The organism is Neobacillus piezotolerans (assembly GCF_003362805.1).
Classification (GTDB): Bacteria; Bacillota; Bacilli; order Bacillales; family Cytobacillaceae; genus Bacillus_D; species Bacillus_D piezotolerans.
Window position 1 is genome coordinate 33,772 of record NZ_QNQT01000007.1, and the last position, 20,851, is coordinate 54,622.

Genomic DNA, 20,851 nt, shown 5'->3' on the forward strand with positions numbered 1-20,851 from the left:
GGGTTTTCGATAAATTTTTTTATTTTATTGATATTTTTCTTCTGTTGTTTTCGATGGCGATGATTTCTTTTATGAGCCGGTTTCCATCCGCTTCGGGCATGTCAAGAAACTGGATTCCATAGAGTGAGTGTTTCCTTCCGAGACTTTCGATTTTCCGGACAATCCTGCCGTTGAATTTGAATTGCTCATGGTTCAAAGAGAAATGGAGTATGACGAATATCTGATCCTTTAGAGGAAAATCCTCCTCACAAAAGACGCCCGCCCCTCCCGCGCTGATATCAACGAGTTTACATGTATATTCCTTGTTCACACTATCCGGGCCTATTTTTTTGACCACCATTAACGAATCGTCCTCGTCCACATGGACCCTGAAGTTCTCTCTCTTATTTTCTATTTTTTCCTCATTTTTTGCCTCTATCGGGCTAGTAGACTTTCTGTTTTTTAAAAAAAGAAAAATAGCCGCAATGAGGAATAAAACCACTAAAGCTCCTACTATGATAAGCTGTTGATCTTGCATGCCCAGCACTCTCCCCATAAGGTTACCTAAAAATAAAACATCCCCACTCCTAGTTGGCTGGATGGGGATGTTCACACTATTAAACCGTATTCCCAGTTCCTGCCCGCTCTGCCGAGTGATTAATTTAGCGCAGGAAATCAGCAAGGCTTAGCTGCATCATTTTCGCACCGGCTGAAAGCGAGGCTTTAATCGCCGATTCCTGTAGTGATAGTTCAGTGAATGCTTTGGCGATATCGGTTCCTTCCAATTCGGTCAGCATTTTCTCCGTCAAAAAATGAGCCTGTTCCAACCGGCTCGACGCCTGCTCCAGAAGTTTTTGACTGGAACCGACTGTGGCCCGTTGAGCCAGGACATTGTCCAAATGACCATCAATTTCCGAAAGGAAGTTCTCCGAATTCCCCCCTATTTCCAACTTATCAGCAAGGTCCGTCATCATTTGGAAAAGATCCCTTCCGCCTTCTGTATGGCCGAAAACCGAATCGGCGCTTACCTTCACTTCCGCATTCAAACCTTTGCCAATCTGCCACTTCATGCCTTCCGCACTTACTGGTTGCAAGGCGCCATTCGAAAATGGCTGGCCTTCAATGTCGGTCCCGGAAAACAAATAACCGTTGCCAAACCGGGTGTTCGCGATGGTTCCCGCCTGATTAAGGAGCGAGCGCATTTCGATTGCGATGTTCTTCCTGTCCACCGGGCTGAACGTATCATTGCTTCCTTGGAGTGCAAGCTCACGGACCCGTTGCATAACCCCGGTCACGTCATCGAGCGCGTCATCCATCGCGAGGCTCCAATCAATTCCGTCCTGGGCGTTTTTCTGGTATTGTTCGAGTTTCGCCAAATCGGATTTGTGTGAAAGACTCTTTAAAGTGGCTCCCGGGTTGGATGAAACTTTATCATGAAGTTTTCCTGAAGCGATTTGCCCTTGAATCGTCTCGACCGACCGGTTGTTTTTATGAAGATTCTGTAGGAATTGATTGTTTATCATTATTTGTGTTACGCGCATCCTAATCCTCCTTTCAGCAAAACTTTACTTCATCCCGTTGATCAGCACATTCAGCATGTCGTTCACAGCGGATACATAGCGGGCCGCGGCATTGTACGCCTGCTGGTACCGGACCATATTCGTCAATTCTTCATCAATGGAAACACCGGAAATGGACTGCCGTTGATTCTCAGTCTGTTGGACCATCGCATTCGCGTTAGCGCTCCGATTATTTGCAGCCTGTATGTCGGTCCCAAGATCCCCGATAATTGTCTTATAATAATCGCCAACTGAAGCGATTGTCCCGCCAATTGTTAGTTTTCCTTGAAGCATATCGCTCATCGCTTTAGCATTCGAGCCATCACCGATATTCTCGATGGCGGCCGCGGCAATCTTCGCCGGGAAATCCTTCAGAAGGGGGTTGACCATGATGCTGTCCGCGCTTGAAGGCGGCTGTGTCGGATCGTTTTTATCAACAAAGAACAGCAGCTTATCAGGCTGTACTGTTGGATCGTTTTTCTTTTTATCAAAATACTCCAGGCTTCTCGCATCATCACTTGCATGGATTCCATTGATGCTGTCAGCGATAGCCTTTGCGAGATCATCCAGCTTCGTCTTTAGTGCGGGGATCGTACCGACCGTAGTTCCGCCCGTTGTATAGCCATGGGTTTCAAGCAGGCCCTGAACTTCTCCGCCTTTTAATGTGACAGGAGCTCCCCCCATTGTTGGCGTCTTGGTAATTGGATCAATGGCAAAAGACTTATCCAGGTTGCCGCCATTTATCAATTGCGATCCGCCTATCAACACATTCACTTGGCCATTCGGCCCAGGGTCCGCTTCAATATCAACAAGCCTTGAAAGCTTATCCAAGAGTAAATCACGCTTGTCGAGCAAATCATTTGGCTGATTTCCCCCAGCGACGACTTGGGCAATTCTCAAATTGAGGGAAGCAATTTCCTTCGCGGTGGTATTGATTTCGTTCGCCTTCACACTTAGCTGGTCAGCGATACTCGTTTCAATCATCCCGATATCCGAATGGATTTGGTTGAGCCGGTCGGCAACTTCCTTCCCTGATGCGGCCGCGACAACCCTGGCCGATAAATCGTCCGGCCTTTTCGCAAGCTCCTGCAGGCTTTGCCAGAAACGCTGGATTGACCCATCAAGACCTCCGTCTGACAAATCATTGAAAATACTCTCAAGAGCGGATAGGCTTCCGGATTTTGCATCCCATTTGCCCGCCTCTTGGTTCAGGTTTTGGAATTGCTTATCGAGGAAACCTTCCCTGATTCTCCGGAATTCGGATACTTCGACTCCTGTTCCGAGCTGCATTGGAAGCGTCCCGTTTTGAATGCCCGGAGAGGACAGCGGCGTTGTTGCCCCTAGGACTGCTTCCTGCCTTGTGTAACCTTTTGTATTCGCGTTCGCAATATTATGTCCTGTGACGGTAAGGGCCGTTTGCTGTGAAAGGATGGCCCTTTTCCCTACTTCCAAACCGTGAAAGGTAGAATACATTTCGTTCTCCCCTATGCTTTTGCGTCAAACAGCCGAACGGATTCGTTCATTTCCTTCGGGTTTGCCCCTGCGCTGTAAAGGCCTGGTCCTTCTGATGCAGGCAGGATTTGATTGATCATGTATTGTGTATATGTGAGCGATTGTTCGAGTAGCTGCTGGTTCAAATGGTTGACCCGGCCGATTTCCTCGAACCGCTGCTGAAGTACGCTTAATATCGATTTCAATTTTTCTTTCAGGTCGCCCTCGGGCTGCTGCTCGATCAGCCTCGAAAATGACAGGTTCACATCCTCACCGAGCGCTCTTGTGCGCTCTTCCTCTGCCTGTTTGATTCGTTTAAGGAGCTTGGACTCCTCGGAAATCAAAGGGAGAAGCTGCTGTATGTCCCCTGAAATCAAAATCTCCTGTTTCCTTTTTGCTGTATCCAGAAGCTTGTTATGCAAATCCGCCAATAGCTGCAGTACTTCCAGAAGCTTATTCATCCAGCTTTGCCCCGGAATTCCACAGCGAAATCAATTTATCGGCGATTTTTTCGCTGTCCACTTTGTATGTGCCGTTTTCAATTTGCGATTTCAATTGCTGTATCCTTAATTCTTTATCTTTTTGAATTTGAAGCTGCGCCTCGTTTGATAACTCTACTGTATCAACCTTGTCCTTCTTTGTTCCTTCCGCGCGGCTGGGCTGATTCTTCCGATAAGCCTGATAGGCAGCATCGATTCGGTTGGATGGATTAATTTTCATTACGGCCCGCTCCTTTCAAACTTCTCTTACCTCATGTATCGGCCTGCTATCTTTGGACGACTAGGGGGTTTTCACTGTTTTAAGAAAAAAAATAAAAAAAACGGCGGGCACTATCTTTAGTGCGAACGCCGTATCGTTGATGCTATGTCCTCATGATTCCATTCGCGATTCCCATCATCTGGTCCGCATAGCTAAGCGCCCTTGAGTTTGCCTGGAAACCTCGCTGCGCCTTGATCATATCGGTCATTTCCTGGTCAAGGCTGACATTCGAGCCTTCCAGGAATCCCTGCCTGATCATATACGAATCACCCGGGGCCATGAAAACATTTCCGCCGGTCAGCCGGTAAACGCCACCCTCGTTTTTAAGGAGCTGCGGATTCGCAAAACCAACGAGCCCGATTTGCTGGCCGGTTCCTTCAATCGTGCCGTCGGCTGCTACTGTGAAGGCGCCGTTTTCATTCAGTTCAATCGGATTACCGTTGCGTCCGAGCAGGACATCGCCTTGCGCGTTGACTAGCTGGTATCTCCCCGGACCTACTGGCGATTTCTGAAATGCCCCGTTTCTTGTGTATAAAATTTCAGTCCCGGTCCCGGATGCGCGGCGAACCTGGAAGTAACCGTCGCCCTCAATCATGAAATCGAATGGCTGGTCCGTTTGCTTCGGCGCACCCTGCGCTAGATCCAAAGGCGTCGAGGCAATCCGCGAACCATAGGAAACCCTCAGCCCGTCCGGCGACAGGCGCCCCACTTCCTTCTCCGTTTCCGGCTGGTGCCGGATGGATGCGGCCAAGTTTTCGGAAAACGCCGCTTCCCTGCGCTTATATCCGGCCGAATCAACATTCGCGATGTTGTTGGCAATTGTATCAAGCTTACCCTGGTATGCCTTGATTCCCGACGTTGCGATAAAGAGTGATGAGCTCATAATTTTTTATACCCTTCCAATCGTATTCAACTGCTCTAATGATTTGTCGTATGTCTGGAGAACTTTCTGGTTCGCCTCGTACAAGCGGATGTTGGCCATCATGTCCGTAATGGTCTGCGATAGATCGACATTCGACTGCTCGAGCATTTTCTGATGCAGCTGCACGCCGGCGGGCAGATTGCCTGTGACCATCACCATTCCCGGTTCATCAAGCTCGAATTGTCCATTGGCTCTTTTAATCAGCCTGTTCGGATTTTCAACAATCACCATCCCAATCGATCCGATTGTCCTCGTCCTTTGCGGATCATTCGGAAAAGCGATGATATCTCCGTCCGAATTGATTGATACATCCTTCAACTGCGGGTCAAGCCCCGTAATCCTGTTTCCGTTTTTCCCTAAAACAAAATCCCCCGTGGCCGTAACAAGCTCGCCGTTTTCATTGACGGAAAAACGGCCATTCCGGGTCAGCCTCATAGCACCATCCGAAGTTTGGACCGCAAAAAATGCCGTTGGCTTTACAGTCCGCCCATCCACCTCGATTGGCGCGATTCCCTGATCGCTTATCGCCACATCAAACGGCATGTTCGTTTCCGTAAGCGTCCCCTGTAAAAACAGCGGCAGCGTTTCCTGGTTGTATACGCCCATCGATAAGGTTCCCATCCTTGCCTCCGCCACGCTTTCCTTGCCGCGGATTTGCTGAAGCAAAACCTCTGGAAAAGAACGGAGCGGGCTCGCGTCCTGTTTAAAGCCGGGCGTTTCCGCGTTGGCCAGGTTGTTCGTCAGCGCATCCTGCTTCCGCTGGAGCGCGATCATTCCCGACGCCGCGGAATCAATCCCTCTAAGCATGTTGTCTCCCCCTTTTTACATGTAAATATTTACCAATAGTCCTTTTATCTCGCCCAGTTTGTCAAGCAGGCTTACAGTCGTGGTTTGCTTGTCAAAAACCTGGTCGGATAATTCGAGCAGGTGGGTGTCCACCTGTTTTATTAAAATCAGCTTTTTCTCGCGGCCATTCTGCTGGAAGCTGTGATGTTCCTCGAGGGAAAACCCATTTTGGACAACTTCCTGAAGAAATTCCTTGATTGTCTGCTTGTACGCAAATAAATCCTGGATCGTTCTTGAAACCGCAAGCCGATTTCCATTTCTATCCAATTGGACCAACAGGGTCTGGAGCCGCTCCTGGCTCAGACCAGCTTGCCTGTCCACGAAAATTTGTTGGAATGAGGGCGTTTCCCTGCCCCGTTCCCTTACTGTCAAAAGGCGTTCCTGGCCGATTCCGTGGCTTTGCTGTATCTTCAATTTGGCCCTCCTCTGTCACGCCGGTTTAAAATTTTTTTTAAAAAATACAATTGTCGAATTTTCCCTTGTCCTTTACAATGGCTAGTATCACGTTAAATTAAAGGATAAACCAAAGGAGAAATTCATGTCTAGTATTTTTGGAATTATTTTGGCATTGCTGGCTATTGGTTTTGGGATGGTTTTAAAGGGCGCTCCACTTGCTTCCCTGAATAACCCTGCCGCATTTTTGATAATTTTTGGGGGAACGGCGGCAGCCCTGTATATCGCATTTCCTTTCAGGGAAATGAAAAAGTTCCCTAAATTGTTGAAAATTGCGCTTTTCGAACCAAAGCTTCCTTCCAAAGCAGAAACAATTGCAAAATTAATTGCATGCGCAGAGATTGCCAAAAAAGAAGGCTTTCTGGCGTTGGAGGGAATTGCCGAGTCGACAACGGATCCTTTTTTTAAAAAGGGACTGGAAATGATCATCGATGGATACGAAGCTGAATTTATCGAGGAAGTTTTATTTGAAGAAGTCGAAGCCATTCAAATGAGGCACCAGGCCGGGGCTCTTATTTTTACCCAGGCTGGAACCTATGCCCCTACTCTAGGCGTTCTGGGCGCAGTAGTCGGGTTGATTGCCGCACTTGGTTCCCTTTCGGAAATTGAAAAAATCGGTCATTCTATCTCGGCCGCTTTCATCGCTACCCTTCTTGGGATTTTTTCAGGTTATGTCCTCTGGCATCCGCTTGCAAACAAACTGAAGCGCATTTCTAAGCGTGAACAGGACTCGAAGCTTATCATTATCGAAGGGCTGTTGGCCATTTACGAAGGAATTTTACCCGGCGCGCTGGAGAAAAAGCTGACCGTCCATATTCCTTTGTCGGAACGGAAAGAGTATGAAAACCTGGACAAGGGCGCATTGCTTGAGGAGAAATCGGCATGAGGAAGCGCAGAAAAAAATTTGAACATGGCGATGACGGGCACATCGATGAATCATGGCTTATCCCTTATGCTGACTTGTTGACGCTTTTACTCGCTTTGTTTATCGTTTTGTATGCCGCAAGTACGATTGATGTCGCCAAATACCAGTACCTTATGGAATCGTTCAAGTCTGAACTGACCGGGACGAAGATTCCCGATAAGAACGCGGGGCTGTCACCGCATTTACCAACTCCGGAAACACCAGTGATTGAACCGCCAAAGGAAGACAAAAAAGATACTGAGCTTGATGGGTTGAAAATAAAGCTTGAAAATTATATTAAGAATAATAAATTACAGGCCGTTGTTTCGCTGCAAGAATCTAAAAAAGGGATTGAAGTTTCTTTGAAGGACGTTATCCTTTTTGACTCAGGGAAGGCTGAATTGAAGCCGCGTTCCTTTAAAACCCTCGACGGCATGGTCGGCCTAATCAACACCGTTCCGAACCCGGTCAGCATTGAAGGACATACCGACAACGTGCCCGCCACCAATACGATTTACAGGACAAACTGGGAACTTTCATCCGCAAGGGCGGCGAGCGTCCTTCATTATTTCGAGTCGAAAAACGTAAAGGCCAGCAGGCTTCAGTTTTCCGGTTTCGGGGAATACCATCCCCTGGTCCCTAACGACTCGGATGAAAACCGCCAGTCCAACCGCCGGGTGACAATCGTCATCTTGAGGCAGTAGGATCAACTGACGTTAAAGCTTTTTCAAAATAACAAAACGCCTCCCGATTTGCTAATTCGGAAGGCGTTTTTCTTTTAGTAATAATAGCCGGTCCATACGGCGCTAAGCGGGCGCTTCCGCTTTTCTTGTCTAGCTGCAGCGCCCAGCGCCTAGTGTACTTCGGTCCCCTCGCTACGATAAGTCAACATCGATTCGCTCCGCTCTTCGTGTTTCCTTTATCTCCATCGGGGCCCTCCAGTCCATACGGCGCTTAACGGGCGCTTCCGCTTTTCTAGTTCCCCGCACCCCTATATTGCTTTACTCCCTGATTCCACATGAGTACAGAAACCGCAAAGAAGATAACTCCCATAACCGGCGTGAGAAATGCGTAGCCGTACCACTCTTCCCTACCGAGAAAAAAGGCTGCTGGGTATACGCCGACGAACGCGAACGGCAAAATCCATGTGAGCACAATCCGGATCGCCTTGTTGTAGATGTCGACCGGATAGCGCCCGTAATTCCCAATGTTGTACATCATCGGCATAATCGAGGTCCGGGCGTCGGCCCAAAAGCTGATGCAGGCTAGCATGACAAACACGCCCCCATAAATGAGCGCTCCGCCTGCCACAAACAGCAGGAAAATGAACGGATCGGCCCATGACCATTGCAGGCCGAGATTGTGGCCAGCATAGAGCATGACCGCAATGCCGGTAACCGCGCCAAAGAGCCCTTCAAGTTCAAGCCGCTCCAGGATTATCTGGAACAGGCTATGGATTGGCCTCGTCAAAATCCTGTCCAGTTCCCCTTTGACAATGTACCGCTCATTGAAATCCCAAATATTGAAGAACGCCGAAAAAACCGCATAAGGGACGAGGAAAAAGCCATAAATGAAGATAATTTCATCCCTGGTCCAGCCGTTTAGTAGCGATGTATGGCCGAAGACGACAAGGATGAAGATAAAGTTTACAGCCTGGGACAATAGGTCTGAAAAAATTTCAACTAGGAGGTCAGCCCTGTATTGGAGCCTTGTTTTCATATACTGCGCGGCATATTGAAAGAACATTGATGCATAAAACACGGTCAGCCCCCCTGAATAACAAGCTGTTTTTTGGCAAGCTGCCACAGAATGAAGATTGGAACGAACAGGATGAGCACCCAGACAGCCTGCTGGAGGATCGCCTCAAGCGCCTGTCCATGTGAAAAACCCTTGGTGACAATCATGCTCGGGATATAGCTGATCCCCTGAAACGGCAAATACTTCATGATTTCCTGGGCCCAGCCCGGAAAAAAGCTCATTGGCAAAAGCAGGCCCGAAAACAAATCAATAACCACACGTTTCGCTCGAATCAGCCCAGCATTATTATATAAGAAAAACGTCGTTATCCCTGTTAAAAGATTGATTTGCGTGTTGATAAGGAAGCTGAATAAAATCGATACAGCGAACAATCCCCAGACAGCGGGGTCCCACATCAGCCTTACCGGGAATATGAGCGAGACGATTACCATCCCGGGCACTGAGAAAAACAGCAGCCGGAAAATCCCTTCGCCAAATCCCTGCATTGTTTTCATGCCAAGGTAGCTGTAGGGCCGGATCAATTCTATCGCCACTTTTCCTTCCATGATTTCCAGCGCCATTTCACGGTCCAGGTTATTAAAATAAAACGCCCTCGCCATCCAAGCAATCGCGACGTAGGTTGTCATCTGGCTTACGGAGAGCCCCTGTATGCTTTCCTTGCCCCCGTAAATCGCGGTCCAAAGAAAATAGTACGCGCCAAAATTGATGCTGTAAATAAGTATTCCAGTATAGTAGTTTGTCCGGTAGGCCAGCATCATCAAAAACCGCATCCGAACCATTTCAAGATACTTATCCATCTGCCGCCTCCTATGCAGAACCTTTTTCGTAAATATTGCGGATGATTTCTTCTGTGGATATTTCGTTGATTTTAATATCCTTTATTTTAAATGAAGAAACAACTCTGGAAATTACCTGGGAAATGACTTCGTCGATATCATCTGTCTGGGCAGTGAACACCTGGCCTTTTTCGTCCATTTCCCATTTGACAGGCATTCCCGTAGTTACATGCTGAAGTGCGGACAAATCAACTTTTTCAAGAAATTCGAATTGAAGCTGTTTGCCTTCCGCCCATTTTTCCTTCAGGTCGTTCAGCGGCCCGTCATAAATTATGCTCCCCTCATCAAGCATGATGACCCGCTCGCAAAGAGCCTCGATATCGGAAAGGTCATGGGTCGTCAACAGGATGGTCGTGTTGTATTTTTCATTGATTTCCTTTAAAAAATCGCGGATTCGCAGTTTGACGAGCACATCGAGGCCAATCGTCGGTTCATCAAGGAACAACAGCGGCGGGTTATGGATCAGCGCGGCCGCAAGCTCGCAGCGCATCCTTTGCCCAAGGGATAGCTTCCGGACGGGCTTGTCCAGCAGCGGCCCGATATCAAGTGTTTTGATGACATGGTCCATATGAGAATTGTAATCCGCATCGGAGACTTTATAGACTTTTTTCAAAAGCCGGAACGATTCCTGGACGGCTATATCCCACCAGAGCTGGGAGCGCTGGCCGAAAACGACGCCGATTGTCTGGACGAACCGCTCCCGTTCCTTATGAGGATCCATCCCATTGACGATGATTTTTCCGGAAGTTGGCGTCAAAATACCTGTGAGCATCTTGATTGTCGTCGACTTTCCGGCTCCGTTTTCGCCGATGTAGCCAACCATCTCCCCCTGCTTCACATTGAAGCTGATATCATTCACGGCAGGCACGATTTTATAGTTGCGTGTAAACAAGTCGCGGAAAGCACCCGCGAGGCCGGAACGGCTTGAGTGCGATTTGAACTCCTTCCGCAACCCGGCTACTTCAATAGCATTATGTTGATTCATATTCAGTCCTCCAAAAAGCTGTGCTCTAACAAATCAGTTTATCCAATCACAGCCCACAGTACAACTTTCCCGCATTATTATGAAATATGCGGATATACAATGAATATAGGTAACTTTCTTAAAATTTCAGCTTATCTTAAATTCTGCTGAAAATTCAGCGATGTGAAGAAAACAATGCTATTATAGGAAAGTAAATGACGAGGAGGCTTGCACAATGAACTTTTCCAATTCTGAAAAATTACATAAGGAAGCGCTTGAACATATCGTCGGCGGGGTGAACAGCCCTTCCCGTTCCTATAAGGCGGTTGGCGGAGGTTCCCCGGTTGTGATGGAGCGCGCGGCCGGAGCATACTTCTGGGATGTCGACGGGAACCAGTACATCGATTATCTTGCGGCGTACGGGCCGATCATCGCCGGGCACGCCCACCCGCATATCACGAAGGCAATCAAAAAAGCGGCGGAGAGCGGCGTATTGTATGGAACTCCGACTCCCCATGAAATCACCCTTGCACAAATGCTGCAGGAAGCGATGCCCGGAATGGACAAGGTGCGCTTCGTGAACTCGGGCACGGAAGCGGTCATGACAACAATCCGTGTCGCCCGCGCCTTCACCGGCCGGGATAAAATCATCAAGTTCGCGGGCTGCTACCACGGGCACTCCGACCTTGTCCTTGTAGCGGCAGGCTCTGGCCCTTCCACATTGGGTACCCCTGATTCCGCCGGCGTGCCAAAAAGCATTGCCCAGGAAGTGATCACCGTTCCGTTTAACGAAATTGAACCTTTAAAGGACGCGCTTGAAAAATGGGGCGACAAGGTCGCGGCTGTCATGATTGAACCGATTGTCGGCAACTTCGGCATTGTCGAACCGAAGCCCGGTTTCCTGGAGCAGGTAAAAGAGCTTACCCACGCTGCTGGCGCTCTTCTCATTTTTGATGAAGTTATCACCGCGTTTCGTTTTATGTACGGAGGCGCGCAGGACCTTCTCGGCATCACGCCTGATTTGACCGCGCTTGGCAAAATCATTGGCGGCGGGCTGCCAATCGGCGCGTACGGGGGCAAACAGGAAATCATGGAAAAGGTTGCGCCGCTCGGGCCGGCATACCAGGCAGGGACGATGGCCGGAAACCCCGCATCGATGCTCTCCGGGATTGCTTGCCTTGAAGTCCTTAAACAGGATGGTGTGTACGAATACCTTGACCGCCTTGGCGAAATGCTTGAAAACGGCATACTTGAAGCGGCAAAAAGGCATGGTGTGCCAATTACAATCAACAGGCTAAAAGGCGCGCTGACGATTTATTTTACAACAGAAAAGGTTGAAAACTACGAGCAGGCGGAAAACACGGACGGCGAAATGTTCGCGCGGTTCTTCAAGCTGATGCTGCACCAGGGCATCAATCTGGCCCCTTCCAAATACGAAGCGTGGTTTGTTACCATCGCCCACACGGCAGAAGACATCGAGGCGACGCTCCATGCGGTTGACAATGCGTTTTATTCACTAATGAATGAGTAATTATCGAAACCAGAAGCTATTGCGGCTTCTGGTTTTTTATATCCAGAAACCCACTTTTAATAAAAAATTTACTTGCTTTGCTTCCGTTCCCATAGTATAGTACAAAATTGTTTAACACGAATAAAATAGAGAAAAAGTAAAGGAGAGCCTGCTTCTTTTCAGGGCAGACCGCCTTTTTTACCACAAAGCTGGACAGTAAATTAATATCGGCTATACTTGCTGTAATAGAGAAATGTAGTGAAGGGAATTTTTCCAATGAAGTTAGGTGCGCGTATTTTAAAGACTGGCATCGCTATTATGCTATCGCTGTTGCTCAGCGAGCTTCTGAACGTGCCGTCGCCGGTAATGGCCGGGATTGCCGCCATTTTCGCGGTACAGCCAACAATCTATAGGTCCTACCAATCCATCCTTGAACAGGTACAGGGGAATTTCATCGGGGCGTTATTTGCGACAGCCTTTGTTCTCGTTCTTGGCAATCATATCGTCGTAATCGGCATAGCTGTCATTATAGTCATTACAATTAACCTTAAACTAAAACTTGAAAATACAATCGGACTTTCGCTCGTAACACTCATTTCGATTATGGAGTCACCTGGCGACCAGTTCCTTGAATTTGCGGCAATCCGGTTTTTGACGATTATGCTCGGCGTTTTCTCGGCGTTTGTTGTTAACCTCGTTTTCCTACCGCCGCGGTATGAAAACAGGCTGTACCATAAAATATCCGATGCGACCGGGGATATTATCCGCTGGATCAGGCTGACTGCCCGGAACGCATCCGATCATAATTTGCTTAAAAACGAAATCGATAAGTTAAAGGAAACCCTTTCGAGAGCGGACCTCATTTATACGATGTATAAGGAGGAAAGGAAGTATTTCAAGCGCGATGACGCCGTCAAAGCGCGTAAGCTTGTCATCTACAGGAACATGATTTCCACTTCAAGGCGGGCACTGGAGACGCTAAACCGGCTTCATCGCTTTGAAAATGAATACCATCTGCTTCCGGACCATTTCAAGCAGTCAATCCTGGAACAGCTTGACTGCTTGATTACGATGCATGAACAAATCATGCTCAAATATATCGGGAAAGTGCGTCAGGAGGCTGCGCAGGACGGCCAGGTCCAATGCCTCGACAAACGTGAAGTTTTCCGCCTTTTCATCACAAGGCAAAAGGAGTATGAGGAAGAAGACGATAACCACCTTTACCATACGATGCAAATCTTTTCTGCCATCCTTGATTATGGAGAACACGTCGAGCATCTGGATACGCTTGTAACAAGCTTTTTGTCCTATCATCAGGGCGAAAACGAAGTCGCAATCGAGGAACAGGTTTTGGAATAGTATTTTTGTTGAATGTGAGCACCAGGGTAACCTGGTGCTTCGTTGTTTGAAAAAGGCTAATTTTTTAAAAAGTGTGCCTTCTGATAGGGATCTTTGGACACGGATACCTTAAAAATTCACTTTACTGTCCAAACATCAGGTATCTTTGGACACGCATCCCTTGAAAATTCACTTTACTGTCCAAACATGCGGTATCTTTGGACACGCATTCCTTGAAAATTCACTTTGCTGTCCAAACATGCGGTATCTTTGGACACGCATTCCTTGAAAATTCACTTTGCTGTCCAAACATCGGGGATCTTTGGACACGCATACCTTAAAAATTCACTTTGCTGTCCAAACATCGGGCATCTTTGGACAGACAACCCTTGACAATTCACTTTGCTGTCCAAACATCGGGGATCTTTGCCGTTCGCCGACCTTCGTTTCATAGCCCTCCGGCAATCGCGGTCGCCCTTTGGACACGAATCCTTGAAAATTCACTTTGCTGTCCAAACATGAGGCACCTTCTAATTTACAATTAATTAACCACTCTTGCATTTCAAATACTTTTGCTGTTAATTCAATCTTCGGCATTCCGACCAAACGGAAACCACCCACCACAAAAAAACCAGTTCGGAGCCATTACTCCGTTCCGGTTTTTTGTTCGAGCTGCTGGACCTGGAAAAGTCGGTAGTAGCTGCCTTGCTTCTCCATTAATTCTTCGTGGGTGCCGATTTCCATTATCCGGCCATGTTCAATGAGGACAATTTTATCGGCATGGGTAATTGTCGACAGGCGGTGCGCGACGATGAAGGTCGTCCTGTCCTTCGCGAGCTTTTCTAGCGCCTCTTGGATTTGGTGCTCGCTTTCTAGGTCGAGTGCCGATGTGGCTTCATCGAGGATCAAGATTGGCGGATTTTTCAGGAATACACGGGCAATCGCGATCCGCTGCTTTTGGCCGCCGGATAGCTTGACCCCCCGTTCGCCGACCTTCGTTTCATAGCCCTCCGGCAAATTCGCGATAAATTCCGTCGCGTTGGCTGCCTGGGCCGCCGCTTCCACTTCCTCGTCACTTGCACCCGGCTTTCCAAGCAGGATATTCGACCGGACCGAGTCGCTGAAAAGGATATTATCCTGGAATACGACCCCAATTTTATCACGTAGTGTCTGGACCTTGAATTTCCGGATATCCGTTCCATCGAGCAGAATCCGTCCTTCGGTTACATCATAAAACCTTGGAATCAGACTGACGAGCGACGACTTCCCGCCGCCGCTCATCCCGACCAGGGCAATCGTTTCTCCTTTGTTCGCTTCAAGATTAATATTTTTGAGGACCATTTCCTCCCCTTCGCCATAGGAAAAACTCACATTTTCAAAGGAAATATGCCCGTTGACCGATGTGCAGTCAATCGCTCCCGGTTCATCGACGATATCGTATTTTTCATCGGCGAATTCAAATACACGGTCCATCGAAGCGAATGACTGGGTTATCGTTGTCGATGAGTTCACCAGCCTCCTAAGCGGATTATAAAGCCTGTCAATATAGGCGATAAAGGCGACCATCGTCCCGACCGTCAGCTGTCCTTCGATGACAAGGTAGCCCGAATAGCCGATGACGATGAGCGGAGCGATGTCCGTAATTGTATTGACCACCGCGAACGCTTTGGCGTTCCAGCTTGTATGTTCAAGCGCCTTTTGTAAAAAATTCTTGTTTGTCCGGTCAAATTGCTTTTGTTCATGCTCTTCAATCGCGAAGCTTTTAATAACAGCCATTCCCTGTACGCGTTCATGGAGATAGCCCTGGACCTCCGCGAGCGCCTGAGACCGGTTCCTGGTCAGGCTCCTCAGATTTCCGAAAAAATACTTTACAGATATTGCATAGAGCGGGAACAGGACAAGCGAAACGATTGTCAGCTTTATATTCATTGTAAACATAAAGCCAATGGCGATCAGGATTGTGGCGACATCAAGCCACAGGTTCATTAAGCCCGAAATAACGAATGCTTTCGTCTGCTCCACATCATTGATGACACGCGAGATTACTTCGCCTGCTTTTGTATTCGAGTAATATTTGAAGCTAAGTTTTTGCATGTGGGTATACAATTGGTCCCGTATGTCATAAAGGATTTTGCTGGAGGTCCATTGGGCGTAATATTGGCGGTAATACTCGATTGGCGGCCGCATAACGACAAAAACGACAAGCATGATTCCCATGATCCAAAATAGCTTGTCCAGCTTCTCCGATTTTGGCATAGTTCCGCCAACGATATCATCGACGACATATTTAATAAGCATCGGAATAATAAGCGGAATGGCAAATTTAATGATCCCGATTAGTATTGTCCCGATTATTTGCCATTTGTATGGTTTAACATAGTGAAGATATCTCCGGATGCTGCCCAAACTGGTTCCTCCCCCTTTAAAACAAAATGCGCGAGCGCCTTCACGACAAGCAAAAACCTGTTGATTTAATCAACAGGGCTTTATGGCTGCCTATTTCCTGAATGAGAGATAGCGTTCATACCATGTGTCGATGAAATCCGGCGCGAACGGCCCTTTGCGCTGGCGGATCCACCTGATCAGCTTCTCGACGTTCCTCTTCAGGATTTGGTCGATGACATCAGGATAATTCATTTCACGGCGGTGACGCTCATATTCATCCTCATCAAGCAAATTGAAGGTCATATCCGGAAAAACTTTAATATCGAGGTCATAATCAATATACTTCAATGATTCCCCGTCAAAAATGAACGGTGAACTAATATTGCAGTAATAATGAACGCCATCCTCGCGGAGCATCCCAATCACATTGAACCAGCATTCCGAATGGAAATAGCAAATGGCCGGCTCCCGCGTCACCCATGTCCGTCCGTCGGATTCCGTGACAACCGTCCTGTCGTTGCCGCCGATTACTAGGTTTTGTGTTCCCTTCAGAATTGTGGTTTCATCCCATATGCGATGGATATGCCCATTATGTTTATAGCTGTGTATTTGCATTGGTTCTCCTTCAATGGGTAAACCCATGAATCTCCCCTACTTTCATTTCCCGAACGCTTTGCAACCTATGATAAACCAAAAAAACGACAAAAGGCAACAAAAGGCTATTCCTGTTTTCTCCTATTATAACGGTTTAAGGGTGATTTTAAAACAAAAGAGCCATTATCCGAAGCAAAATGGCCCTTAAAAATATTTCGTTTTTCCCATCAACCGGATACCTCTTTCACATCGCTGTTCCCATGTTGGTAGGAACGGATAACCTCCTCGGTCTGTTCCTCAAATATTTTTTGTATTTCCCTCAGTTCCACTTTCATCGCCCTGATTTCATCCTGGATGGAATCAAGCTCGGTTTCATTTTGCAGGATTTGCAGCTGCGCCTGGATCTCCTGGCAACGTTCCAGTTCTGCTTGCAAATAAAGGAGTTTCTCCATTGTTCTCATTTGTTCGGAAACCATTTGATTGAATGTTTTCAAATTACCACCGCCCCGCTTTAGTCGTTCCCTTATGTATTCTTGATTACAGCCCTATCTCCTTTGACTAGTTCTGTTGCTTCAACGGAAGTTTTGTCGAAGGTAAAAGAGGATCTGTCACCGGAAACGCGGAACTTTTCAGCCCACTTAGAAAAGGAAAAGGCACCCCGTAAAGGGCGCCTCATCGTACATTTTTCGATTAGCTGTTTTGATTTTTATTACCTTCAGCTTGCTGGTTTTGGCGCCTTACTTCCTGAGCGTTTGTTTCGCTCCCGAACTCAGTGCCGTATTGGCCTTGTTGGCCTTGTTGGCCTTGCCCAGCTTGCTGGTTTTGGCGCCTTACTTCTTGAGCGTTCGTTTCGCTCGCGAATTCAGTGCCGTATTGGCCCTGCCCAGCTTGAGCATTTTGCTGCCTTACTTCCTGGATGTTTGTTCCGGAAGAAGTCCTGTTTGCCTGTTGGTTGAATTTTGCCATTGTAATCACCTCCACGATTATTAATTTGTCCATGAAGGGCTGGCTCTATCCTGAATATTTTGCAGGTAAAATTTTTAAACGAGCAGGGAAATTCCGCCGTCAACGATGATGGTCTGCCCGCAAATCATTTTTGACTGTTCGGAGACGAGGAACATGATGGTATCGACGAGGTCATCGATTTCGACCATTCTCCTGGCTGGCGTTTTTTTCCTTGCTTCCTCCAAAAGCTCCTCCCTGTTCGGGAAATGCTTAAGCGCCTCCGTATCGACCGCTCCGCCGGATACCGCGTTGACAATAATGTTTTTCGGGGCGAGCTCGACAGCCAAATAGCGTGTGAGCGCTTCAAGGGCGGCTTTTGATACTCCGACTGTTGTGTAATTTTCCAGATAGCGGATCGACCCGATCGAACTGAGGCTGACGATTTTGCCGCCGCCATTTTTGTCCATTAACCTTGCAGCTTCCTGGGCGCAAAAAAGAAGCGCCTTGCTATTGATGTTCATCGTCCAGTCCCAATGAGACTCCTCGAGTTCCATGGCCGGACGGAGCACACCAGAAGCCGCGTTATTGACGAATACATCAAGGCGGCCGAACTCTTCCTCAACTGCGGCGAACATCGTGCGGATTTTTTCCACATCCCCAACGTTTGCTTTGATGATAACGGCTTTTCGCCCGAGAGCCTCGATTTCAGCGGCGGTTTCGAGCGCGGCGCTTTTGCTGCGCGCATAATTGATCGCAATATCATATCCTTCTTTTGCGAGCCGGATTGCGGCGGCTTTCCCTATCCCACGGCTGCTTCCTGTTACAAGTGCAACTTTTTGCGTCATGTTATGTAATTCCTTTCCTGGTTGATTTGTTTTTATTTTAGCGTTTACGGGTATAGAAGACAATTGAATCCAAACACTAACCATGAATGATCCGCCAGAAAGGAGAATTGCCATGTATGTCGGACGGGATATGACTGAACTGACAATGAAACCGAAAAGCGATTGGGAAGACAGCGAGCTTGCGTTTTTCCACCATTCGCTTCAGCAGGTAGTTCCTTATCTAAATGAAGAAGGCCAGACCATCCACCGGAAAATTGTCGAAGAAATCGAACGGCGCGGCGGCCTTCACCGTGGCGAAGCCGATTATACCCACGGAACAAAAGTAAGCTACGATTAATGATTAGTGTCTGAATCCGTTCTTCTATCAGGCCGGTCTTTCCGGCTTTTTTTATTTTCGCCAATGTCCGTGATTAGAGATTCCATTTACACGCGGGCCGCATAAAGAGCCAGCATTTTCTGGTGAGGGACCGGAAGCGCAAACTCCGCCAGACCTTCGAGCGGGACGAGGCGAAGGCTTTCATTTTCGGCAACCGTCCCATCGAGTTCCGCTGAATACACTATAACATCCCAGATTAGATGGGAAAAAACATGCTGGATCTGGCCAAGCGGTTCTCCAACCTTCATTTCCGCCTGAAAAGCCTCTTTATAAAAATGCTCCAGTTCTGCGCGTGCGTTTCCGATCGGATGATGGACCTCTACGGAAGGAAGCTCCCACAAATTGGCCAAAAGCCCTTCCGCGGAGCGTTTCCTGATCAAAATCCTGCCTTCCCCGTCTACGGCAACGGCAGCTGCGAGGCGGACCTGTTTTGGCTTTTTCTTTTTCGCCTTTATAGGGAGATTATTTTGTTCACCTTCATGAAATGCCTGGCAATGATCCCTCACCGGGCAAAGAAGGCATGACGGCGAGGTAGGCGTGCAAATGAGCGCGCCAAGCTCCATAAGCGCCTGGTTAAAGTCGGAAGGCGACTCATGGGAAATCAATTTTCTGACCGCTTCTTCAAAAATCCTGCGTGAAGACGGTTTTGCGATATCTTCCCGGATAAGCAGAATGCGCGACAAAACCCTCATGACATTTCCATCGACGGCGGGCTCCGGGATGCCGTATGCGATGCTTAAAATCGCTCCTGCCGTATAAGGCCCGACACCTTTCAAACCCGCGATTTCCTTCGGAGAATCCGGGACGACGCCATTGTACTTTTCCTTTACTTCCCGGACGGCCGCCTGGAGATTCCTGGCCCTCGAGTAATATCCGAGGCCTTCCCATGCTTTCAAAACTTTATCTTCATCCGCATCGGCCAGCGCTTCAATCGTAGGAAACTGTTCCATGAACCTGAGGAAATACGGGATAACTGTATCGACCCTCGTCTGCTGGAGCATGATTTCCGAAACCCAGACCTTGTATGGATCTTGGTCTTCCCGCCAAGGAAGGCTTCTTTGCTCGTGCCGGAACCAGGAAATCAAGTCTTCCCGGAACCGATCTATGTCTATCTTTTCAACATTTTCCAAGTGGTTCATCTTGAGATTTATCCTCCCCTATGTTAAAAAACAAAGTAAAGTGGGAATATAATAGTATTATTTCAACAAGGGCTAACTTGCCGCCATATACTAACGTAAAATACGATTTCGCCATTGGCAAGGAATTTTGTATGGGAAACACTTCCCAAAAAAGGAGGAACCGGCACCTTGGATACTGGCACACATGTCGTAATGGGGCTTGCCCTCGGAGGCTTGGCCACTCTTGACCCGGCCGTGGCGCCGCACACAGCAACAGCCAGCAGCGTCATGATCGGAACAATTATCGGATCACAAATCCCGGACATAGATACAGTTTTAAAACTTAGAAATAATGCGGTATATATACGGAACCACAGGGGGATCACCCACTCGGTTCCCGCGGTGCTCCTTTGGCCGCTTTTAATCACAGGAATCATCTTTTTCTTTAACCCGGATGCCAATCTGCTGCATCTGTGGCTATGGACGCAATTCGCGGTCTTCCTGCACGTATTCGTCGATATTTTCAACGCCTATGGAACCCAGGCCTTAAGGCCGTTTTCGTGCAAATGGGTGGCGCTTGGCGTAATCAATACGTTCGACCCGTTTATATTCGGCATCCATGTCGCCGGACTGGTCGTCTGGATTATGGGCGCGCCTCCCGGCTATACATTCCTCGTTGTGTACGGAATCCTCATTTTTTATTATTTGCTGAGGTTCTCGGAAAAGCGTCAAGTGGTGAAAGCCGTCAAACAGATTGTGCCTGACGCAACACAGATTGTCGTCGCGCCGACGATGAAGTTTCATCACTGGAAGATAGCCGTCATGAACGAAAATGAATTTTTCGTCGGCAGGGCGCAAGGAACGACAGTAAGGATCCTTGATAAATTCAAGCGCGTCCCCGTTCCCGACACGCCTGTCATCAATGCCGCGAAAAAAGACACGAATATTTCGGCATTCCTATCCTTCTCACCGGTTTACAGGTGGGAAGTAAAGGAATTCGACGATTACTATGAAGTCAGGTTCATCGACCTGCGCTACCGGAGCAACGGCCATTACCCATTTGTCGCGGTCGCCCACCTCGATCCAGACCTGAATGTCATCAATTCCTATACAGGCTGGATTTTCAGTGAGGAAAAACTGCGGAAGAAGCTCGCCATCCTCCCGAACTGAAACAACAAAACATAACGGCAGCCATTTTCAGCGGGCTGCCGTTTTTCTTATACTAAGAAACATTAAAATTGAACGTTGTGGATAACTCAAAATTAGTCC

The 20,851-nt window shown here is 48.0% G+C and carries 24 protein-coding genes; 6 read left to right on the forward strand and 18 right to left on the reverse strand.

Features of this window, described 5'->3' with window-relative positions; translation table 11 throughout:
* Positions 1-19: 19 nt before the first annotated feature.
* From DRW41_RS15035 to DRW41_RS15070, 8 genes are all read right to left on the reverse strand, one after another.
* Positions 20-517 (reverse strand): PilZ domain-containing protein, encoded by a 498-nt coding sequence (locus tag DRW41_RS15035; protein ID WP_181884574.1) that lies wholly within the window; start codon positions 515-517, stop codon positions 20-22.
* Positions 518-641: 124 nt separating this feature from the next.
* Positions 642-1,520 (reverse strand): flagellar hook-associated protein FlgL, encoded by an 879-nt coding sequence (gene flgL / locus DRW41_RS15040; protein ID WP_115452839.1) that lies wholly within the window; start codon positions 1,518-1,520, stop codon positions 642-644.
* Positions 1,521-1,544: 24 nt separating this feature from the next.
* Positions 1,545-3,011, reverse strand: coding sequence for a flagellar hook-associated protein FlgK (gene flgK / locus DRW41_RS15045; protein WP_115452840.1), 1,467 nt, complete (start codon positions 3,009-3,011; stop codon positions 1,545-1,547).
* A gap of 11 nt (positions 3,012-3,022) precedes the next feature.
* Positions 3,023-3,490: a flagellar protein FlgN gene (locus tag DRW41_RS15050; RefSeq protein WP_115452841.1), complete on the reverse strand. Its 468-nt coding sequence runs from the start codon at positions 3,488-3,490 to the stop codon at positions 3,023-3,025.
* Positions 3,483-3,749 carry a flagellar biosynthesis anti-sigma factor FlgM gene (gene flgM / locus DRW41_RS15055; RefSeq protein ID WP_115452842.1) on the reverse strand — a complete coding sequence of 89 codons (267 nt, stop codon included), beginning with the start codon at positions 3,747-3,749 and terminating at the stop codon, positions 3,483-3,485. Before flgM ends, DRW41_RS15050 begins: the two co-directional genes overlap by 8 nt.
* A 142-nt stretch (positions 3,750-3,891) precedes the next feature.
* On the reverse strand, positions 3,892-4,671 hold the full coding sequence (locus DRW41_RS15060; RefSeq protein WP_115452843.1) for a flagellar hook-basal body protein: 780 nt from the start codon (positions 4,669-4,671) through the stop codon (positions 3,892-3,894).
* Between the two features lie 6 nt (positions 4,672-4,677).
* Entirely contained in the window at positions 4,678-5,517 is an 840-nt protein-coding gene (locus tag DRW41_RS15065; RefSeq protein ID WP_115452844.1) for a flagellar hook-basal body protein, read from the reverse strand.
* A 15-nt stretch (positions 5,518-5,532) separates the two neighbouring features.
* The gene (locus DRW41_RS15070; RefSeq protein ID WP_115452845.1) at positions 5,533-5,970 is read right to left on the reverse strand and encodes a YaaR family protein; all 438 of its coding nucleotides are present in this window, start codon (positions 5,968-5,970) and stop codon (positions 5,533-5,535) included.
* A 124-nt stretch (positions 5,971-6,094) separates the two neighbouring features.
* Between DRW41_RS15070 and motA the strand changes: the two genes are divergently transcribed.
* Positions 6,095-6,895 (forward strand): flagellar motor stator protein MotA, encoded by an 801-nt coding sequence (gene motA, locus DRW41_RS15075; protein ID WP_115452846.1) that lies wholly within the window; start codon positions 6,095-6,097, stop codon positions 6,893-6,895.
* A complete protein-coding gene (locus tag DRW41_RS15080; RefSeq protein ID WP_115452847.1) occupies positions 6,892-7,617 on the forward strand; it encodes a flagellar motor protein MotB in 726 nt (241 codons plus the stop codon). The genes motA and DRW41_RS15080 overlap by 4 nt, the downstream gene beginning before the upstream one ends.
* A gap of 271 nt (positions 7,618-7,888) precedes the next feature.
* On the opposite strand, the gene DRW41_RS15085 is transcribed toward DRW41_RS15080, so the two are convergent.
* The 3 genes from DRW41_RS15085 to DRW41_RS15095 are packed head-to-tail and all read right to left on the reverse strand — an operon-like array spanning position 7,889 to position 10,492.
* Positions 7,889-8,674, reverse strand: a complete 786-nt coding sequence (locus tag DRW41_RS15085; RefSeq protein WP_115452848.1) for an ABC transporter permease — start codon at positions 8,672-8,674, stop codon at positions 7,889-7,891.
* 2 nt (positions 8,675-8,676) lie between these two features.
* Positions 8,677-9,468 carry an ABC transporter permease gene (locus DRW41_RS15090; RefSeq protein ID WP_115452849.1) on the reverse strand — a complete coding sequence of 264 codons (792 nt, stop codon included), beginning with the start codon at positions 9,466-9,468 and terminating at the stop codon, positions 8,677-8,679.
* Positions 9,469-9,478: 10 nt separating this feature from the next.
* Positions 9,479-10,492: an ABC transporter ATP-binding protein gene (locus DRW41_RS15095; protein ID WP_115452850.1), complete on the reverse strand. Its 1,014-nt coding sequence runs from the start codon at positions 10,490-10,492 to the stop codon at positions 9,479-9,481.
* A gap of 214 nt (positions 10,493-10,706) precedes the next feature.
* Between DRW41_RS15095 and DRW41_RS15100 the strand changes: the two genes are divergently transcribed.
* Positions 10,707-12,002 carry a glutamate-1-semialdehyde 2,1-aminomutase gene (locus DRW41_RS15100; protein ID WP_115452851.1) on the forward strand — a complete coding sequence of 432 codons (1,296 nt, stop codon included), beginning with the start codon at positions 10,707-10,709 and terminating at the stop codon, positions 12,000-12,002.
* A 255-nt stretch (positions 12,003-12,257) separates the two neighbouring features.
* A complete protein-coding gene (locus tag DRW41_RS15105) occupies positions 12,258-13,340 on the forward strand; it encodes an FUSC family protein (RefSeq protein WP_115453017.1) in 1,083 nt (360 codons plus the stop codon).
* 324 nt (positions 13,341-13,664) lie between these two features.
* Here the strand turns inward: DRW41_RS15105 and DRW41_RS15110 are convergent, their stop codons facing one another.
* From DRW41_RS15110 to fabL, 6 genes are all read right to left on the reverse strand, one after another.
* Positions 13,665-13,916, reverse strand: a complete 252-nt coding sequence (locus DRW41_RS15110; protein WP_142752238.1) for a hypothetical protein — start codon at positions 13,914-13,916, stop codon at positions 13,665-13,667.
* A gap of 48 nt (positions 13,917-13,964) precedes the next feature.
* A complete protein-coding gene (locus DRW41_RS15115; RefSeq protein ID WP_115452853.1) occupies positions 13,965-15,725 on the reverse strand; it encodes an ABC transporter ATP-binding protein in 1,761 nt (586 codons plus the stop codon).
* A 90-nt stretch (positions 15,726-15,815) separates the two neighbouring features.
* A complete protein-coding gene (gene ntdP / locus DRW41_RS15120; RefSeq protein WP_115452854.1) occupies positions 15,816-16,346 on the reverse strand; it encodes a nucleoside tri-diphosphate phosphatase in 531 nt (176 codons plus the stop codon).
* A 179-nt stretch (positions 16,347-16,525) separates the two neighbouring features.
* Positions 16,526-16,774 (reverse strand): YgaB family protein, encoded by a 249-nt coding sequence (locus DRW41_RS15125; protein WP_439330878.1) that lies wholly within the window; start codon positions 16,772-16,774, stop codon positions 16,526-16,528.
* A gap of 214 nt (positions 16,775-16,988) precedes the next feature.
* Positions 16,989-17,264, reverse strand: coding sequence for a gamma-type small acid-soluble spore protein (locus DRW41_RS15130; protein WP_115452856.1), 276 nt, complete (start codon positions 17,262-17,264; stop codon positions 16,989-16,991).
* Between the two features lie 74 nt (positions 17,265-17,338).
* A complete protein-coding gene (fabL, locus tag DRW41_RS15135) occupies positions 17,339-18,088 on the reverse strand; it encodes an enoyl-[acyl-carrier-protein] reductase FabL (RefSeq protein ID WP_115452857.1) in 750 nt (249 codons plus the stop codon).
* 112 nt (positions 18,089-18,200) lie between these two features.
* Between fabL and yfhS the strand changes: the two genes are divergently transcribed.
* Positions 18,201-18,425 carry a mother cell protein YfhS gene (gene yfhS / locus DRW41_RS15140; RefSeq protein ID WP_115452858.1) on the forward strand — a complete coding sequence of 75 codons (225 nt, stop codon included), beginning with the start codon at positions 18,201-18,203 and terminating at the stop codon, positions 18,423-18,425.
* A gap of 86 nt (positions 18,426-18,511) precedes the next feature.
* Here the strand turns inward: yfhS and mutY are convergent, their stop codons facing one another.
* The gene (gene mutY, locus DRW41_RS15145) at positions 18,512-19,603 is read right to left on the reverse strand and encodes an A/G-specific adenine glycosylase (RefSeq protein WP_115452859.1); all 1,092 of its coding nucleotides are present in this window, start codon (positions 19,601-19,603) and stop codon (positions 18,512-18,514) included.
* A 168-nt stretch (positions 19,604-19,771) separates the two neighbouring features.
* Between mutY and DRW41_RS15150 the strand changes: the two genes are divergently transcribed.
* The gene (locus DRW41_RS15150) at positions 19,772-20,752 is read left to right on the forward strand and encodes a metal-dependent hydrolase (protein WP_115452860.1); all 981 of its coding nucleotides are present in this window, start codon (positions 19,772-19,774) and stop codon (positions 20,750-20,752) included.
* The last annotated feature ends 99 nt before the right edge of the window (positions 20,753-20,851 follow it).

What these genes read in the sequence shown, in the direction of transcription:
- DRW41_RS15035 (WP_181884574.1), bottom strand. Translation starts at nt 517, where the DNA reads ATGCAAGATCAACAGCTTATCATAGTAGGAGCTTTAGTGGTTTTATTC.
- flgL (WP_115452839.1), bottom strand. Translation starts at nt 1,520, where the DNA reads ATGCGCGTAACACAAATAATGATAAACAATCAATTCCTACAGAATCTT.
- flgK (WP_115452840.1), bottom strand. Translation starts at nt 3,011, where the DNA reads ATGTATTCTACCTTTCACGGTTTGGAAGTAGGGAAAAGGGCCATCCTT.
- DRW41_RS15050 (WP_115452841.1), bottom strand. Translation starts at nt 3,490, where the DNA reads ATGAATAAGCTTCTGGAAGTACTGCAGCTATTGGCGGATTTGCATAAC.
- flgM (WP_115452842.1), bottom strand. Translation starts at nt 3,749, where the DNA reads ATGAAAATTAATCCATCCAACCGAATCGATGCTGCCTATCAGGCTTAT.
- DRW41_RS15060 (WP_115452843.1), bottom strand. Translation starts at nt 4,671, where the DNA reads ATGAGCTCATCACTCTTTATCGCAACGTCGGGAATCAAGGCATACCAG.
- DRW41_RS15065 (WP_115452844.1), bottom strand. Translation starts at nt 5,517, where the DNA reads ATGCTTAGAGGGATTGATTCCGCGGCGTCGGGAATGATCGCGCTCCAG.
- motA (WP_115452846.1), top strand. Translation starts at nt 6,095, where the DNA reads ATGTCTAGTATTTTTGGAATTATTTTGGCATTGCTGGCTATTGGTTTT.
- DRW41_RS15080 (WP_115452847.1), top strand. Translation starts at nt 6,892, where the DNA reads ATGAGGAAGCGCAGAAAAAAATTTGAACATGGCGATGACGGGCACATC.
- DRW41_RS15090 (WP_115452849.1), bottom strand. Translation starts at nt 9,468, where the DNA reads ATGGATAAGTATCTTGAAATGGTTCGGATGCGGTTTTTGATGATGCTG.
- DRW41_RS15095 (WP_115452850.1), bottom strand. Translation starts at nt 10,492, where the DNA reads ATGAATCAACATAATGCTATTGAAGTAGCCGGGTTGCGGAAGGAGTTC.
- DRW41_RS15100 (WP_115452851.1), top strand. Translation starts at nt 10,707, where the DNA reads ATGAACTTTTCCAATTCTGAAAAATTACATAAGGAAGCGCTTGAACAT.
- DRW41_RS15105 (WP_115453017.1), top strand. Translation starts at nt 12,258, where the DNA reads ATGAAGTTAGGTGCGCGTATTTTAAAGACTGGCATCGCTATTATGCTA.
- DRW41_RS15110 (WP_142752238.1), bottom strand. Translation starts at nt 13,916, where the DNA reads ATGCCGAAGATTGAATTAACAGCAAAAGTATTTGAAATGCAAGAGTGG.
- ntdP (WP_115452854.1), bottom strand. Translation starts at nt 16,346, where the DNA reads ATGGGTTTACCCATTGAAGGAGAACCAATGCAAATACACAGCTATAAA.
- DRW41_RS15125 (WP_439330878.1), bottom strand. Translation starts at nt 16,774, where the DNA reads ATGGTTTCCGAACAAATGAGAACAATGGAGAAACTCCTTTATTTGCAA.
- DRW41_RS15130 (WP_115452856.1), bottom strand. Translation starts at nt 17,264, where the DNA reads ATGGCAAAATTCAACCAACAGGCAAACAGGACTTCTTCCGGAACAAAC.
- fabL (WP_115452857.1), bottom strand. Translation starts at nt 18,088, where the DNA reads ATGACGCAAAAAGTTGCACTTGTAACAGGAAGCAGCCGTGGGATAGGG.
- yfhS (WP_115452858.1), top strand. Translation starts at nt 18,201, where the DNA reads ATGTATGTCGGACGGGATATGACTGAACTGACAATGAAACCGAAAAGC.
- mutY (WP_115452859.1), bottom strand. Translation starts at nt 19,603, where the DNA reads ATGAACCACTTGGAAAATGTTGAAAAGATAGACATAGATCGGTTCCGG.